This is a genomic window from Shewanella sp. T24-MNA-CIBAN-0130, from assembly GCF_040310185.1.
GTDB lineage: Bacteria > Pseudomonadota > Gammaproteobacteria > Enterobacterales > Shewanellaceae > Shewanella > Shewanella psychromarinicola.
Genome location: NZ_JBEOPP010000077.1, coordinates 1 through 17813, shown reverse-complemented (window position 1 = coordinate 17813; position 17813 = coordinate 1). Strand labels below are relative to the sequence as shown.

12 protein-coding genes, 1 tRNA gene and 1 pseudogene are annotated in these 17813 nt (G+C 42.5%); 6 read left to right on the top strand and 8 right to left on the bottom strand.

Features of this window, described 5'->3' with window-relative positions; genetic code table 11:
- Positions 1-103 precede the first annotated feature (103 nt).
- Positions 104-682: pseudogene (locus AAEZ02_RS20015) on the top strand (GGDEF domain-containing protein); the annotation flags it as partial.
- 233 nt (positions 683-915) lie between these two features.
- Here AAEZ02_RS20015 and bioD read toward each other — a convergent pair.
- From bioD to bioB, 4 genes are read right to left on the bottom strand one after another with little or no spacing between them, the layout of a single operon-like run.
- The gene (bioD, locus tag AAEZ02_RS20010) at positions 916-1620 is read right to left on the bottom strand and encodes a dethiobiotin synthase (protein ID WP_351074492.1); all 705 of its coding nucleotides are present in this window, start codon (positions 1618-1620) and stop codon (positions 916-918) included.
- A 7-nt stretch (positions 1621-1627) separates the two neighbouring features.
- Complete coding sequence (locus tag AAEZ02_RS20005) at positions 1628-2386, bottom strand: methyltransferase domain-containing protein (protein ID WP_124013788.1); 759 nt, start codon at positions 2384-2386, stop codon at positions 1628-1630.
- Positions 2387-2407: 21 nt separating this feature from the next.
- Positions 2408-3604: an aminotransferase class I/II-fold pyridoxal phosphate-dependent enzyme gene (locus tag AAEZ02_RS20000; protein ID WP_233768504.1), complete on the bottom strand. Its 1197-nt coding sequence runs from the start codon at positions 3602-3604 to the stop codon at positions 2408-2410.
- Between the two features lie 6 nt (positions 3605-3610).
- The gene (gene bioB / locus AAEZ02_RS19995; RefSeq protein WP_124013789.1) at positions 3611-4663 is read right to left on the bottom strand and encodes a biotin synthase BioB; all 1053 of its coding nucleotides are present in this window, start codon (positions 4661-4663) and stop codon (positions 3611-3613) included.
- 114 nt (positions 4664-4777) lie between these two features.
- Between bioB and bioA the strand changes: the two genes are divergently transcribed.
- Complete coding sequence (gene bioA, locus AAEZ02_RS19990; RefSeq protein ID WP_124013790.1) at positions 4778-6112, top strand: adenosylmethionine--8-amino-7-oxononanoate transaminase; 1335 nt, start codon at positions 4778-4780, stop codon at positions 6110-6112.
- A gap of 61 nt (positions 6113-6173) precedes the next feature.
- Here the strand turns inward: bioA and AAEZ02_RS19985 are convergent, their stop codons facing one another.
- Complete coding sequence (locus tag AAEZ02_RS19985; protein WP_351088606.1) at positions 6174-6431, bottom strand: hypothetical protein; 258 nt, start codon at positions 6429-6431, stop codon at positions 6174-6176.
- Positions 6432-6791: 360 nt separating this feature from the next.
- Here AAEZ02_RS19985 and AAEZ02_RS19980 point away from each other — a divergent pair, with 360 nt between their 5' ends.
- Positions 6792-7676 (top strand): IS1595 family transposase, encoded by an 885-nt coding sequence (locus AAEZ02_RS19980; protein WP_351124698.1) that lies wholly within the window; start codon positions 6792-6794, stop codon positions 7674-7676.
- Positions 7677-7694: 18 nt separating this feature from the next.
- Here the strand turns inward: AAEZ02_RS19980 and AAEZ02_RS19975 are convergent, their stop codons facing one another.
- Positions 7695-11117 carry a hybrid sensor histidine kinase/response regulator gene (locus AAEZ02_RS19975; protein WP_124013791.1) on the bottom strand — a complete coding sequence of 1141 codons (3423 nt, stop codon included), beginning with the start codon at positions 11115-11117 and terminating at the stop codon, positions 7695-7697.
- A gap of 256 nt (positions 11118-11373) precedes the next feature.
- On the opposite strand from AAEZ02_RS19975, the gene acs reads away from it, so the two are divergent.
- The 3 genes from acs (at position 11374) to AAEZ02_RS19960 (ending at position 15686) form a co-directional block, all read left to right on the top strand.
- Positions 11374-13326: an acetate--CoA ligase gene (acs, locus tag AAEZ02_RS19970; RefSeq protein WP_124013792.1), complete on the top strand. Its 1953-nt coding sequence runs from the start codon at positions 11374-11376 to the stop codon at positions 13324-13326.
- A 286-nt stretch (positions 13327-13612) separates the two neighbouring features.
- Positions 13613-15346 (top strand): DNA repair helicase RadD, encoded by a 1734-nt coding sequence (gene radD, locus AAEZ02_RS19965; RefSeq protein ID WP_335686287.1) that lies wholly within the window; start codon positions 13613-13615, stop codon positions 15344-15346.
- Positions 15347-15425: 79 nt separating this feature from the next.
- A complete protein-coding gene (locus tag AAEZ02_RS19960) occupies positions 15426-15686 on the top strand; it encodes a GrxA family glutaredoxin (protein WP_101030581.1) in 261 nt (86 codons plus the stop codon).
- Positions 15687-15755: 69 nt separating this feature from the next.
- Here the strand turns inward: AAEZ02_RS19960 and AAEZ02_RS19955 are convergent, their stop codons facing one another.
- Complete coding sequence (locus tag AAEZ02_RS19955) at positions 15756-16907, bottom strand: DcaP family trimeric outer membrane transporter (RefSeq protein ID WP_101030578.1); 1152 nt, start codon at positions 16905-16907, stop codon at positions 15756-15758.
- Positions 16908-17412: 505 nt separating this feature from the next.
- Positions 17413-17501, bottom strand: a tRNA-Lys gene (locus AAEZ02_RS19950).
- Between the last annotated feature and the right edge of the window lie 312 nt (positions 17502-17813).

Sequence of the window (17813 nt, the reverse complement as noted above, 5' to 3'; positions counted from 1 at the left end):
ACTTTTTTAGCATCACCCTCCCCGATATTGCCGATACACTCGGTGATACAATTAATGATAACTTTCAGAAATTAAAAACTGCAGTTTGAATTCACTTGAGTATAGTACCGTGAGTTTTACTGAACAACTACAAAAAGCCCAGTCTGAAATAGATACGCTCAAAACACGTTTAGCAGAATCAGAAAAAGACATGCTATTTGATGCCTTAACCAATGTATTAAATCGCCGCGCATTTAACGATGATATTGAAGCGCAAATTAGTTCAGATCCTGCAGGTACCTGCTTGATTTTGATTGATATTGATCACTTTAAAATATTCAACGATAATTTTGGTCATCAACTCGGCGATTTAGTCCTGAAAACGGTTGCGAAACGGACCCAAGAAGCGTGCCGCGACGGAATTAAATTGTACCGCTTTGGTGGTGAAGAGTTTGCCATCATTGTGCCAAGCAGTCAGTTTAGAGTCGCCAGACAACTTGCCGAAGCCATTCGCAGAGCGCTCGAGAAGCTCAGTGTCAAAGACCGACGCAATGACAAAGTCATCGATTCAATAACCGCCTCTTTTGGCGTGGCTGAATGGAAACCAAAACAAAATGTATCTCAATTGATTGAAGCGACAGATACGTTACTTTACGAAGCAAAACGCTTAGGTCGTAACCGCGTGATGCCAATCGCAAACTAACACAACCTCAACTCGGGTTAATAGATGAATTGAGTACGTTACAATCCAAATATTAACCCTGTAACAGATTCTGTGTAACGACCTATTTCATATCAAACTTGCCATTTGTTTTGCTAACAAGGCATCTTCACGTGTGGATAGCCGTCAATAGTAGGCCAATGGTAGGTCGGTACAAGTTTGATCGCGGAACAAAGGACTGTTTGATAACCGTTTATTATCCAGAATTGAGGTTACTATGGTAATTTAAGATAATGCGCCGCATTTTCGGCTGTGGGATCGGTTAAGTAAGGCACATAGCCCAAAAATGGACCGCGCATCATTTGTTGTAAGCTGTCGAGATTGTCGTCAATAAAAGCCATATCAGCATCGATTTGATTCGCCACCCATCCTGCTATCGTTAACCCATCTGCTAGCACAGCTTCTTGAGTTAATAACGCATGGTTTAAACAACCTAGTTTCATCCCTACGACTAAAATAATTTCGACGGCTGATGTGGCCTCTGAATTTGGAGTCAATCTCGCTTGTAGCAGCTTGGCTTGCAGTAACGTGATCGTGTCAGACAAATACTCGCCATTGCCCAAGGGTAAACGCCAGCCACCAGCACCTTCAATTAATACAAAATCAGCGCTTTGCATCGCTGGGTGATACATAGTCTCTAGCACACTTTGTGCACTTAATGTTTGTTTAGCTTGCTTGGCAGCAATGTGCGGTGCAATAGCCGGTTCAAAGCAAATAGGATTAACCACTTGATAGGAAAAATCCATATTCGATTGTGCAATTAACATCATCGCATCTGGGTTACGCAAGCCATTTTCAGTGTGTTCACATCCTGATGCTATAGGTTTAAAACCACATTTATTGCCTTGGGCTTTAGATAACAATGCCGCTGAAATTAGCGTTTTACCACTGTCGGTGTCGGTGCCTGTCACAAAATACAGCATAGCTTCAGCCTCGTTTCGCGTGAATATACGCAATTTGATAAGTTAATGGTAACCCTTTATTGGTGCGTAGGGTTTCTGCTAACGCCACCCGTTGCTGCCATTGTTGCTTGGTGAGTGCGAGACGTTCTTTGCCAGTACTTTGTTGGTCAAATGACGCCCCAACACCTTTTATTGAATATAGTAAGCTGCGTAAATCATCAAAATAAATGCTGATACTATTAACGTGAATATTAACGCTATACCAGTCATTCGTGGTGGTTTGAGATGAGATAAATGCCGCCTTAAGCACTGATATGGAATCAAATTGGTTTACTCTAAAACCTAAGTGCTTTAGCTCAGCCAAGCTGCCATCAACAACCACACTAAGATGACATTCGCCGCCGGGTCGTAATACTCGATGAAACTCAGAAAACGCATTGGGTAATGTTTGGCACCACTGCAAGGCTAAATTGGAATAGATGCTGTCAATGGATCCGCTTTGTAAACCCAATGCTTGTGCGTCACTGCAAAGGGGTAAATAATCGGGGTGTTGTTGCACAAGTTGAGCAAGCATGCCATGAGCAATATCAACGGCGACAACCTGTTTTACCTCATTAAAAGCTTTAAAACATGTACCAGGGCCGGCTCCAACATCAAGCAAGGTGCCAAATAAATGCGCTTGTTGTAACAATTGCTGAGCACTCATGCGCTGCAACACATCATGTTGCTTGTAATGAGATGCGGCTATTGAAAACTTTTTTGCAACCGGATTATCTAACGTCATGGAGTTTCTCAAAGATACGATTTATTTAGTCACTGATGGTGGTGCTAATACTGCTTGCCGCGAGGTATTATCATCATGTTGATCAATAAGCTGAGCCACTGCGCTCACGAGCGCACGAATATCACTGGCTTGATGCAGTACATTTAAGGTAATCCGCAAACGCGCCTGATCTTTGGGCACCGTTGGTGAGCGGATCGCACCAACCAAAAAACCGTGTTGTGTTAACTGTTGAGCAATTGTCATCACGCGATGATTATCACCGATCATAATCGGCTGAATAGCCGTGGTCGAAGACGTTATGGCTAATTGTTGCTTCTGTGCAAGATCTCTGAAAAGCGCGATGTTAGCCGTTAATTGTGCCAATAACTGTGGGTGATCTTGTTGCCAATTTATGGCGGTTAATGCCAGATGAGCATTAGCCGGAGACAACGCAGTTGAATAAATATATTCACGAGAAGTCGCGACCAAATAATCAATCACATCTTGTGAGGCTAAAATGGCCGCGCCTTGACACCCTAGCGCTTTACCAAAGGTGACCACTTGAATATCGACCTTATCGGCATTAACAAACGAGCTTGGTAATACCCCAAAACCATGAGCATCATCGACAATCAACCAAGAGTTATGTTGTTGACATAAGGATGAAAGTTCAGCAATGGGGGCGATGTCTCCATCCATACTAAACACACTTTCGGTAACAACAGCGCTATGAGGGTTACGTGCAATAATGCGCGCTGCACTACTAATATCATTATGTAGAAAACGCCGAATATTACTGCCACTGTCTTTTAAGCCATCGATGACTGAGGCATGAACCAACTTGTCGGCAATAACCGTATCGTCGGCACTAAACAGGGTTTTCATTAACGCGCTGTTGGCGCTAAAACCTGAGCTAAATAGCATACAAGCTTGATGGCCAGTAATCTCACATAGGCGCTGCTCGAGTGCCAAATGGGCTTGGCCATAACCACTCACAAGAGGTGATGCCCGACTGCCGACACCAAACTCTTGTGCTCCAGCATAAAGTGCTTGGGCTAAAGCGGGTTCATGGGCTAAGCCTAAATAATCATTATGGCTAAAATCAATTGTCGCATGTGGCTTGGTTGCCGACACATGTCGTTGGCGTAAAAGGCCCGCGGCCTGCTGCTCAGCCAGCTTATCACTTATCCGCTGGGTTAATGGATGTTGTCCCATGCCAGTTTGGCCTATTAACGTCATATTAGATCACAACGCCGCTGCATCAAAAAACTGCTTGGTCGACTTATCTTGTTTAGCACTGGCTTTGGCTAATAAGGCACTGTCGGTTTCGATGTTGGCTTGTGGGCCTTGTTCGGGATGTAACCCTAAACGACGAAATAAACTCATGTCATCATTTTCTTCAGGATTAGACGTCGTCAACAACTTGCAACCGTAGAAAATTGAATTAGCACCGGCAAAGAAACACATTGATTGCAGTTCATCACTCATGCTTTCACGACCTGCAGACAAGCGCACCCGCGACTTAGGCATAAGAATACGGGCCACTGCAATTGTGCGGACAAACACAAGTGGGTCAAGATCATCAATATTTTCAAACGGCGTTCCAGCCACTTTAACTAACATGTTAATAGGCACTGAATCTGGATGTTGTTCTAAATTAGCCAGTTGTTGTAGTAAACCTGCACGGTCAGTGGCGTCTTCGCCCATGCCAACAATCCCGCCCGAACAAACTTTCATCCCTGATGCTCGCACATTTGTCAGCGTATCTAAGCGGCTTTGATAAGTGCGAGTGGTGATAACTTCGCCATAATATTCTGGTGAAGTATCCAGGTTATGGTTGTAATAATCTAAACCGGCATCGGCTAATTTGCTGGCTTGTTCTGGCGACAACATGCCTAATGTCATGCAAGTTTCCATGCCTAAGGCACGGACATCTTGTACCATTTGAGTTAAATATGGCATGTCTTTGTCTCGCGGGTTACGCCAAGCGGCGCCCATGCAAAAGCGTGATGCACCAGCAGCTTTAGCGCTTTTAGCCTCAGTTAATACTTTTTCAATTTCAAGTAAACGTTCTTTTTCAAGGCCAGTATCGTAACGCGCGCTTTGTGGACAATATTTACAGTCCTCAGGGCATGCACCAGTTTTAATCGATAAAAGACGACTGATCTGCACTTCGTTAGGGTCAAACATCTCTCGATGAATGCTGTGTGCTTTAAATAATAAATCATTCATAGGCAACGCAAACAATGCTTCAATTTGTGCTTTTTTCCAATCCTGACGAACTTCAGCTAACGACATGGAGCATTCCTTTATTTTTATTTTATGTTGGCTAGGATACCCTGAGCCCGTAAACTGTCAACGCAGTAGCCACTTCACGCTTTACTAGCGGTTAAAAAACGAGCACATATAACTATGGCACTTTCCGACGTAAACAGCACTATCGATTACGCTTTCGATGCACAACATATTTGGCACCCTTACACCTCTATGACCCAGTCTTTACCTGTATATGGGGTGGTTTCAGCTCAAGGTTGTGAGCTGATTTTAGACAATGGCAAAGTGCTCATTGATGGCACAAGTTCGTGGTGGTCATGTGTGCACGGGTATAGTCATCCGACCATTGTCGCTGCAATGCAACAACAGCTTTCACAGCTTAGTCATGTGATGTTTGGCGGAATAACCCACCAACCCGCCATTGAAGCATCAAAACGTTTAGTGCAGATGACCAGCGCAAATTTAACCAAAGTATTCTTAGCCGATTCAGGCTCAATTGCGGTAGAAGTCGCATTAAAAATGGCACTGCAATATTGGCAAGGTCGAAACCAACCACAAAAACAACAGATCATGACCGTGAAAAACGGTTATCACGGTGATACCTTTGCCGCAATGAGCGTATGCGATCCAGACGGTGGCATGCACACCATGTTTGGCAATAATGTGACTAAACAAGTATTTATCCCTGCGCCAACGTCTAAGTTTAATGAACCGCTTAATCAAACGGATTCACTCGCTTTAGATGCTGCATTTGCTCAACATCACCATGATATTGCCGCCGTGATTATCGAACCCATCATGCAAGGCGCTGGCGGAATGCGTTTTTACTCCCCGGCTTATCTAACTAAACTTCGTCAACTGTGCGATCAATACCATGTACTACTGATCTTAGATGAAATTGCCACCGGATTTGGACGCACAGGCAAACTGTTTGCTTATGAGCATGCCAATATTGAGGCGGATATCATGTGTGTGGGTAAAGCCTTAACCGGCGGCTATATCAGCCTTGCTGCCACCCTGTGCAGTGACGAAGTTGCCAATGGTATTAGTGACTCACCTGCGGGTGTGTTTATGCACGGCCCCACATTTATGGGTAATCCATTAGCGTGCGCCGCGGCAACAGCCAGTTTAGATTTACTGCTTCAAGGTGACTGGCAACAACAAGTTAACGCCATTGAAACCCAACTCAAGCAAGAACTCGCAAGTGCGATTGATTTACCTCAAGTGAACGATGTCCGTGTGCTCGGTGCTGTTGGCATTATTGAAATGATCAATACGGTCAATACAGCCCAATTACAGCAAGCCTTTGTTGAGCTGGGCGTCTGGGTAAGACCGTTTAATAAATATATTTATCTGATGCCGCCCTACACCATCAATGCAGCGCAATTAAGCAAGCTGACTTCGGCGATGATCACCGTCGTAAAAGGCATTGATGCTACGCCAGTAACCGCTCAATTTATTAGTCACGGTTAATCACATTCAGCTAAATTATTTTTGTCAATGAGACACGTTTGTATCAGAGAAGGAGTTAACCTCAACTCGGGATAATCGGAGGGATAAGAGATGGGATGAATCGATAAAAATGGCGTTGTGTTAAGTATGCAATATCAAACTTGCCATTTTTTGCTAACGATCTGTTTGATAACTGTTTACTATCCCACCTTGGGTGAGTTACGCCCCACTTAGCGAAAAATCCAATCGTGCCAATAAAGGGCTTTTTAATGACGTTGTCGCGCAAAACATGCACCCGTTCTCCACTAGCTAATTCATCTTTTACTTGCAACTGCGACACTAATCAATATCCGCACCCTATTTGACCATGTTGACAAAAACGTCAGATATGGACACTCGGCATGTAACAGATATAGGCTGCTTTAGGCCAAAAGACTGTATCTAAAGTGAGTCTGCATCTTGTCTGTGTAGTCAAATGATTACTGGGTGCACACTGTAATGTTTCGCGTTACTGCCAGCCGAAAAATAACGTTCAAAAAAGTATAGCTACACGCTATTACCTTGTACCATCATCATAGCAAGCCTAAACGATACGCCTAAATAATTGAATAATTCTAATGTTTACTTTTCATGCCTATGCATCTGACTCAGTTTTGGCCTATTCTTATAGTATAAATCAAGACTAGAAGTGAGATCTGCTATGAAAATGCCTGAAACGAGTTTTTTTGAATGGCAACGTGAATTCAGCTCTGAAACTGATTGCTTAAATCACATTAAGAAAATGAGATGGCCTAATGGTTTTGTTTGCCCTAGATGCTCTTGTGAGCATGCCTATGAGCTTACAACCCGCAATGTATATGAATGCAGTCAATGTCATAAACAAACATCGGTCACAGCAGACACATTATTCCACGGTAGCCGTATTCCTATCACTAAGTGGTTTTGGGCTATCTACTTTTTAGGCTCAGATAAGGGCAGTATTTCAGCATTAAGACTGAGTAAGCACATTGAAGTTAATTGGCGAACGGCACGTTTGATATTAAGTAAGCTGAGAACAGCTATGGGCCATAGAGACAGCTTATATAGACTGTCAGGCGTCATTGAAATTGATGATGCGTTGGTGGGTGGCAAAAGCAAGGGCAAGCGTGGACGTGGAGCAGAAGGTAAAACACCTGTTTTAGTTGCCGTTGAAAGCAAAGGAAAAAGAGCTGGATTTATTGCTATGCAGGCTGTGAATAGCGTTTGCCATGATAGTGTTGAACAGTTCGTTGCCAAACACTTAACGAGACAGCAAAAAGTGCATACAGACGGCTTACCTGCGTTGAACATTATAGATAAGACTCAACAACATGAAGCGAGGGTTACCCCCAGTGAGCTTGTTGATGAATGGCTGCCTTGGGTTCATATTGCCATTGGTAACTTAAAGGCATTTTTACTTGGGACATTTCATGGTGTTTCAGGAAAGTACCTGCAAGAATACCTGAGTGAGTTCTGTTATCGGTTCAATCGTAGAAAAATGGAAAGAGAAATACCTAACAGATTGTTAAATTTGGCAATAATTCACACGCCAATACATTCTTACTGAGCCAAGTGCATAGGCATGTTACTTTTTAACTAGACTAGAAATTAACGCCCGCAATGCGGCTGGTTTAACCATTTTCGCCATATAGTGATAACCGCGTCTTTCGACATCATCAACCAAATCTTTGTTGGTATTAGCGGTAATCAAGATCCCGGGTAAATGCTCACCATATCGGCTGCGGATGCCATTCATCGCATCAATACCATTTTGGTCATCATCTAAGTGATAATCAGCTAACATGATGTCTGGAGCAACGCCTTTAAGGCCTAATTTAATCCGTGCATCGGCAAGATCTTTGGCACAAATAACTTCACATTGCCAACGGCTTAATAACGACTCTAGCCCCGCGAGAATCGCCTCTTCATTGTCGATACATAAGACTTTAATTCCCGCTAAAGGCTGCAATAATGTCGGTAAAGGCTTACTGCTTATTTGACTTATCGTTTTGCCTATTGGCACGGAAATCGAGAATATCGAACCATGACCTAAGGTCGAACTCACATGAATTTGATGATCAAGTACCTTGCTAATCCGATCGGCAATCGCTAATCCTAATCCCAAGCCACTGACATTACGGCTACTGGGATGATTTAGACGTTTAAACTCTTTAAAAATTTCTTGTATATCAAACTCATTAATCCCACAGCCAGTATCTAACACTTGGATCTCGATAAAGTCACCTCGATGACGGCAACCGAATAAGACTTTACCGCCACGAGCATAACGGTAAGCATTGGTTAAAAAATTCTGCAAAACACGCCGTAATAATGATGGATCTGAGTTTACGGTCGCCGTAGAGGGCACCATCGAAAAAGAGATCTGACTGTCACTTGCCATCGCATCAAATTCAACCGACAAACCGTTAATCACCTCCGCAATGGCAAAATCGCGGCGATTAACTTCCACCATGCCCGAGTCGAGCTTAGAGATATCTAATAAATCGGTCAATAACTCGCCAGCTATTTTCAACGAACTATTCACATGGGTTAATGTCGTGCGGGCTTCGAGATCCAGATTAGGATATTGTGATAATGAGGCGGTAAATAATCTAGCCGCATTTAATGGCTGCATTAAGTCGTGGCCCACAGCTGCTAAAAAGCGTGTTTTAGACGCGTTAGCCAGCTCTTCCTGTGCTTTGGCTTCAAGTAATTCGCTGTTTGACATCGCCAGCTCATAGGTTCGCTCTTGCACGCGGCTTTCTAATGTTTCATTGGCTTCCAGCAAGGCTTTTTCTTGTAAACGATATTGAGTAATATCAGTAAAAGTCATCACAAAACCGCCGTCAGGCATAGGGTTACCTTGAATTTTAATCACCTTACCATCTTGGCGTTCACGCTCTGAAGTGTGAGGGGTGCCATTACGCATATGCTGTACTCGCACTGCGACTTGATCTTCAATATCTCCCGTACCACAAAAACCGCGCGAAGCATTAAACCGCACAATGTCAGCAATAGGCATACCTTGTTGTAAAAATCCTTCTGGATACTGATATAATTCTATATAGCGATAATTCCACGCAACTAAATTAAGATCTTTATCAACCACACTCATGCCTTCGTAAGCGTGTTCAATAGCGCCTCGCAACATATCCTGACTTAAAATAATTTTCGACGATGCTTCATCAACTAAACTAAAGACTTCATCAAGGCCCAAATCTCGGCCTTGCAGCACAGAATCCATCACTAATGAAGCACTTGATGCGCCCAAAACACCCGACAACATGTGTTCGGTGTGGGCGATTAATTCTTCAGGGGCCGTTTTGTACCAACTATCACTTTTAACCGCATCAGCCGAAAAACGGCTAAAGCTCTCATAAGCACGAGTGGGACTCACAAACCGGCTGGCCAAAATTAATAAATCTTGTTGCGAAATAGGCCCTTGACGTTTTTTAGAATCTTGCTTTGATGACCAAGGCTTTACAAAATTACTCGCTTGAATACGCTCTGCAACGCCGGCTCTAAACCAAATAGAACCCAGTACATAACAAAAGATATTCGCTAACAAGGCGATCAACGTATCACTAACATTTGGGGTTATCGAATTAAGTAAACCAAACTCGCCACCAATCAAACGAGCTTCACCGGCACCTTGAAGTAAAATAAAACACCACAGACTAAAGCCCACAGCAAGACCAAGATAGACGCCGGATCGATTACCATGCTTCCAATATAAACCGCCAACTAATGCAGGCGCTAATTGAGAAAAAGCGCCAAATGACATCATCCCCAAATGTGAAAGTGAATCTCTGTCGGTAAACAGTAAATAACTCAAATAACCAAAACCTAGAATCACTACTATGGATAAACGGCGTACATTTAACAATAATTGAGAAAACTGACTAAAGTTCTTTTCTCTAATTTGCCCAGTTCGCAGTAAAAATGGCACCAGCCATTCATTACTGACCATCACGCTGATGGTAACCACTGCCACAATGACCATTCCGGTTGCCGCAGACAAGCTGCCTAACAATGCAACAACGGCTAAGATCGGTTGGTCGAGCACCAGAGGTAAGTTGATGACATAGGTATCTGCTGACACAGTATCACCCAATATCACTTTGCCAGCTAACGCCAATGGCGCAACAAATAGACCAAACAAAGCCAAATAAATCGGAAAAATCCAACGGGCTTTTTTCAGCACATGTTCGCCACCACACTCAACCACCATCACATGGAACTGTCTTGGCATACACATAAATGCCGCCATACCGACAAAAAGCTCAGGGAGAAACGACTCTAAACGAATATGACTATTTTCAATTAATGCTTTATCAGATGCCTGTTGCCAAATATCACCAAAACCATCAAAAACACCGAAACTAATGACGACACCAACAGAGATAAATGCGGCGAGTTTAACCAATGACTCAAATGCAATCGCCACCATCATCCCAGGATTATGTTCGGTAGCATCTAATTTACGAGTACCAAATAAAATGGCAAAAATGGCTAACAACATGGTGATCAATAATGGCACCGCCACTGGACTCAGCGGGTTATCATCGGGTTGGAATAAATTAAGACTAAATACCATCGCTTTAAGCTGTAAGGCGATATATGGCATGATGCCAAATAATGCAATAAGGGTGACTAATGCAGCCAACAATTGCGACTTTCCATAACGAGCGGCAATAAAGTCGGCAACTGAAGTGATGTTTTGTGCTTTAGACACCACGACCATTTTTCGTAGCATGCCAAACCCAAGGGTGAACACCAATATTGGGCCAACAAAAATAGGTAAAAAAGACCACAAATCATTGGCAGACTGGCCTACTGTGCCTAAAAAACTCCATGAAGAGCAATACACAGCTAAACTGAGTCCATAAATCCATACTTGGACTTTTTGGTTTATTTTACTAAACCACCGCTCTGCGCCCCATGCCAAAATAAACAGTAGAGACACATAACACACCGCAATCACGGCAACGATTAAGGTTAAGTTCATGAAACGTCCGATATCACTTTATTGTTATTAAAAATCTGTTTTATTTTTATCTAAAACATCATGTATTGAACATAAAACAACCTACATAAGAGAATTGTTATAAATGATAGACTAACTCTGCAGCTTTCCTTGTTATATTAACACGTGCAACAGACTAAATATTAAGGATATTTTAAAAATAGACCAAGGTCTAATAGTGCAAACAGCCCGTTGCAGATGATACTTTAACTACGCCATTTTTAGAAAGGGAAGCCCTATGAGCTCGCAGTCTCTTTACAAAGTTCCTAGCGACATAGCGAACAACGCACTGGTTAATAACGATCAATATAAGAAAATGTACCAGGAGTCCATTGTTAATCCAGAAGGTTTCTGGAGAGAGCACGGCAAACGCATTGATTGGATTAAACCTTATACTAAAATCAAGAAAACGTCATTTGATGATCATAACCTATCCATAAATTGGTTTTATGACGGTACGCTCAATGCCTCTGCCAATTGTTTAGATCGTCACCTCGAAGAATACGGCGATAAGCTGGCCATTATTTGGGAGGGCGATGACGCCAACGAACAGCGCAAATTGACTTATGCAGAACTGCATAACGAAGTCTGTAAGTTTGCTAACGCGCTGCGCAGCCAAGGGGTAAATAAAGGCGATATCGTCACTATCTACATGCCTATGGTGCCTGAAGCTGCAGTTGCCATGCTGGCTTGCGCGCGCATTGGTGCAGTTCATTCAGTGGTATTTGGCGGCTTTTCACCAGACTCGATTGCAGCAAGGGTGATTGACGGTAAATCAAAAGTCTTGATTACCGCTGACGAAGGTGTTCGTGCTGGTCGTAAAATCCCTTTAAAACGCAGTGTTGATGAAGCGATATCAAATCCTGATGTAACTTGCGTCGAGAAGGTCATTGTATTTAAGCGAACTGGTGGTGACGTAGATTGGGTTGAAGGCCGAGATGTTTGGTGGCATTCACTCATGGAAGTCGCTTCAGAGTATTGCATACCAGCTGAAATGAATGCCGAAGACCCGCTGTTTTTGCTTTATACCTCTGGCTCTACTGGTAATCCTAAAGGTGTGCTGCATACCACTGGCGGTTATATGGTGTATGCCTCAATGACACATGAATACGTGTTTGACTATAAAGCTGACGAAGTATATTGGTGTACCGCTGATGTGGGTTGGATTACCGGCCATTCTTATATGGTATATGGTCCTTTTGCTAATGCCGCCACGGTATTAATTCATGAGGGCGTACCTAATCATCCTACACCTGCTCGATTAGGTGAAATGATCGACCGCCATAACGTCAATATTCTTTATACCGCGCCAACCTTAATTCGGGCATTAATGGCTGAAGGTAAAGAACCGTTTAACAGTTACAAAGGTGACTCATTGCGGATTATGGGCTCTGTTGGTGAACCAATAAACCCAGAAGCATGGCGTTGGTACCATGAAGTGGTTGGCCATGCAAACTGCCCAATCGTCGATACTTGGTGGCAAACTGAAACGGGTGGCATTTTAATCAGTCCACTACCAGGTGCAACAGATACAAAACCTGGCTCCGCAACGCGACCCTTTTTTGGTGTACAACCGGCACTGGTTGATAACATGGGTGATCTTGTAGAAGGGACGGGTGAAGGTAACTTAGTTATCCTAGATTCGTGGCCAGGACAAATGCGCACCGTTTTTGGTGATCACGACAGATTCGCCCTCACCTACTTCAAAACCTTTCGTGGTATGTATTTTACCGGTGATGGTGCTCGTCGTGATGAAGATGGCTACTATTGGATCACGGGCCGTGTAGATGATGTGATTAACGTTTCAGGACATCGCTTAGGCACCGCAGAAGTTGAAAGTGCGTTAGTGTCCCATGAACTCGTTGCTGAGGCTGCCGTGGTAGGTTATCCCCATGACATCAAAGGCCAAGGTATTTATGCTTATGTCACTTTGACTCGTGGTGTTGAACCGACTGAAGAATTACGTCAAGAGTTACGCCAATGGGTACGTAAAGAAATTGGTGCCCTTGCCACACCGGATCTTATCCAATGGGCCAGTGGTTTACCTAAAACGCGTTCGGGCAAAATTATGCGTCGATTCTTACGTAAAATTGCGGCTAACGAAGTAACCAACTTAGGTGATTCTTCAACATTGGCAGATCCAGCAGTCATAGATACGCTAATTGAATATCGTTTGAACAAAACGGAGTAATTGCTTCAACCATTGTCATTGATCTATCCACCCTGAGAAATCCTGACCAATTTCTCGTTTCGCCCCTCATTAGAGGGGCTTTTTTTTAAACTTAATATGAGATCCCGTCTGCGTTACTGTCTCCTAAGTAACTGATCTTCTGTTCACAATATAACACCGTTGTATGTTTATCGACTTCAGTCAAAGTCAATTCACTTTATGTAATATAGTTATATCAGCCATTGGCTATGTTAAGCTTTATAAAAACCAGATTAATACTATCGATAAATTGAAAGACTCATCCCCCATGCCCGTTAAAATCACTTTACGTGATTATCAACAACACTCCGTCGACGCTGCAATTGCTCATTTCAAGCAAAGCCAGCAATCAGCGGTGTTGGTTCTTCCCACTGGCGCGGGTAAAAGTATCGTGATTGCCGAATTAGCGCGTATTGCCAATGGCAACGTACTGGTATTAACTCACGTAAAGGAATTAGTCGCTCAAAATGCACAAAAAGTGGGCTTACTCACACAACAAGCAAATATTTACTCTGCTGGATTAAATCAAAAAAAAGCCAATGGCAAAACGGTGGTTGCCAGCGTCCAATCTGCCGCTCGGGCTTTGACAAAATTTACACAACCGTTTTCATTAGTCATTATAGATGAGTGCCACCGAGTCAGTAACGAGTCAACTAGCCAATATCAACAACTGCTCACACACCTTAAAGCACGTAATCCCGATATCAAACTACTTGGGTTAACCGCCACGCCTTATCGCCTTGGTGTAGGCTGGATTTATCGACTCCACTACCACGGGAAAGTGGGCAATACAGACACCCCCGTTTTTGATAAATGTATCTTTGAACTCCCAATGCGGCCATTAATTAACCAAGGATACCTCACCAAACCGATTATTTTCGATGGGCTGAGTGCCCAATATGACTTTAGCGCACTAGCCCCCCATGACAGCGGCGAATATCCGCAAATAGAAATAGACTCCTTGCTTCATCATCAAGGACGAGCAACCACCGCTATTATCAAACAAGTAAAACAACTTGCCGAACTCCGCAAAGGAGTGTTGATTTTTGCTGCCACAGTCAGGCATGCCAATGAAGTAATGGATCTTTTAGATAATGATGCCGCATTAATTACCGCTCAAACACCTCATGTCGAACGTGATGACATCATTGAACGCTTTAAGGCCCAACAACTCAAGTACATTGTTAACGTTGCCGTGTTAACCACAGGCTTCGATGCACCTCATGTTGACCTTATCGCCATATTACGACCTACTGCTTCAGTTAGCTTATTCCAGCAAATGATTGGCCGAGGTTTACGTTTGGCGCCGGATAAAACAGACTGCTTAATCATTGATTATGCCGCTAATGGCTATGATTTATTTTATCCAGAAGTCGGTCAAGTAAAACCCAATAGCAAATCAGTACCAGTTCAAGTGCATTGTCCTGTGTGTCAATTTGCCAATACCTTTTGGGGGATTGTTGATGGCGATGGCGATATTGTCGAACATTATGGCAGACGCTGCCAAGGATTAATCAATGATCAACAGCAGTGTGATTTTAGATTTAGATCAAAATCCTGTCCTGACTGTGGGGTTGAAAACGATATTGCAGCACGTATTTGCCACAGCTGCCAATCAACCTTGATTGATCCTGATAAAAGGTTAAAGCAGGTCCTTAACGCTCAGCATCATCATTTATTTAAATGTCAGCAAATGTTGTTGCACGACCACGATAGTAAGTTACTTATTCAATATATTGATATTGAAGGTAATGATTTTAAACAAACTTTTAGCTTTGAGACACCTGCGCAACGTAAAGCTTTTTATGCGGTGTTTGTTCTCAGTCATACTCGCACTCCAGGCCTGCGTCATCCTCAATATAACAAGGTAGTAGATGTATTGGCGGATCAAACTCGATTTAGAAAACCTGATTTATTATTATTGAAGAAAAATAAACATCGCTGGGATTTAGTCGACTCATTTTTTGACTATCAAGGCAAATATAAAATCGATATGAGTTAAAACAAAATTAATTGGGTTGAATTACCATTTGAAAAATACTTATGGTATAAAATGCCCATATCATTAAACAGGAGTCACCATGTTTGTAGTTATTTTTGGCCGCCCAGCTTGTCCATTTTGCGTTCGTGCTGTGGAACTATCAGAAAAGTTAGCCGCACAAAGTGAAGATTTCAAATTTAAATATATCGATATTCATGCTGAAGGTATCACTAAAGCGGATTTATCAAAAAGTGTAGGTAAAACAGTAGAAACCGTTCCACAAATCTTTATTGATGAAAAGCCTATTGGTGGTTGCACCGAATTCGAAGCTTATATTCGTCAAAACAATCTACTCAATTAAGTTTTATTTCTTAAAAGTAACAAGGCAACCTATTTGGTTGCCTTGTTATTATTCGCTCTAATGCTAAATCTAAATGGCATATTTCGCTGAAAACAGAATGCGATTTAAGTCACCATCGAAACCGTCTTCACGCTCATTCAAAGCATACATATATTCAACCCCAAATGTCACTGGCTTTGAAGGTGAGAACAATAAGTTAACATAGCTAGAATAGGCCTCTTTGTTAACTGATCCACCAGTAAGGGCTACATCATTATCTGCGCTAAAACCTGAGAATGTCACACTAGAACGCCATTGCTCTGACCACCAGTGACGATACGACACAAATCCACCAAAGGATTTAATCGCTTGAATTTCACCGTTTGAATCAAGTACGCCTGCATTGGCATAATTTAGCGCCATGTAACGACCTAGTCCCTCACCGTAAGTAGCCGTAAACTTAAGATCATCTTTACCAACAGGGATAACACCAGCAAAACTGACACCATAGCCCAGCTCAGAGGTATCGTATACCGTAGTACCGACAACTTGCTCTAAATCTATTTGCCTTACAATCGCAGCAAGCGAAAGTGCAGAACCATTTGCAGTACTAAAGTTATAACGACCGACAACATCAGGTACAACCCCACTACCACTGGTAATTCGACCACCACCACCTAATGGCGTTACTGTCGTTTCGGGATTTTCAATCGAGAATTGCCAATTACCACTGGTATATCTAAGTAGTGATTGTCTAACAAACGGTGTTCCTTCGGCCGCACCAACAAAGTCTAAGTTCTCAGGTAAAGCGCCTGGATTTTGAAAAGTAGTCCACGTTTGTCCTACTGTCCAATTGTCATAACTCATAAATGCATGACGTATGCGTGGAGAATAGCTGTTAGAAACTCGTTCGTTACCATCAGTATGTGTCAAGAAATCCAGTTCAATAAAACCAGTTAGTTTATGCCCTTCAACATCGGTAACGGTTTTAAAATTAAAACGTGACTCACGAGCTTGAAAATCGACAACTTGCTTACCATTTCCAGTTGTCCCGTAAATAGTGCCTGGCACATAAAACTGACGAGACAATGAACCTGAGTCAGGCGCCCCGTTGCCATAATCACTAAACATCACATCTGCTTTAATATAACCACCAAAAGTCATTTCAGTAGCCGCCTGAGCACTCCCACTCATAGCCAATAAAGCGCCAGCAACATAAAGACTTATCTTTTGTTTTTTCATTATTATCTCCCTATTTATATTGTTCTAATCCTAATTAATATGAGCTAATTAACAACCATACAACATTAGCAATAAGTCTATGAGACAAAAGTAAACAAGTATTACCTTAACAATCAAAGCCCACACATTTGCATTATGCGTGTGATAAAAGCATATAAAAATGCAACAAAGAGATATAGAAAGTCAGCTGATTATGTAAAGTGTTTTATTTGAATTTAATCAGCTATTTAGGAATTAACTCAGAAGTAATAATAAATAGCGGGTAGTGAAGGAAGGGGCCGAAACTTCGACTCATGGATTATAAGCCAACTGCAGCTATTGATTTAACAAAGAGGAACTGAGCTAACGACCCATCTTGGTTTTGCAATAACCGCTATTCTTACTGGAACAAAGCCAACTGTCGGCGTTTAAAAGCCTGTAGAACTAATGGCTAGTTTTAGCCTATGAGAGATGTGTAATGGTTAGATTATCTGGACGTTTAAATTGGGGAGATATAAAAAAGAGGTGGGTCGTGAAGGATCCGAACCTTCGACCAATGGGCTAAAAGCCAACTGCAACTATTGATTTAACAAAGAGGAACTGAGCTAACGACCCGTCTTGGTTTTGCAATAACCGCTATTCTTACTGGAACAAAGCCAACTGTCGGCGTTTAAAAGCCTGTAGAACTAATGGCTAGTTTTAGCCTATGAGAGATGTGTAATGGTTGGATTATCTGGAAGTTTAAATTGGGGAGATATAAAAAAGTGGTGGGTCGTGAAGGATCCGAACCTTCGACCAATGGGTTAAAAGCCAACTGCAGCTATTGATTTAACAAAGAGAAACTGAGCTAATACCAATCCGCATTAAATTATGATCTAATATGCTCACCACTTTCAAATTATTTTATACTGTGAAAAACTACACATC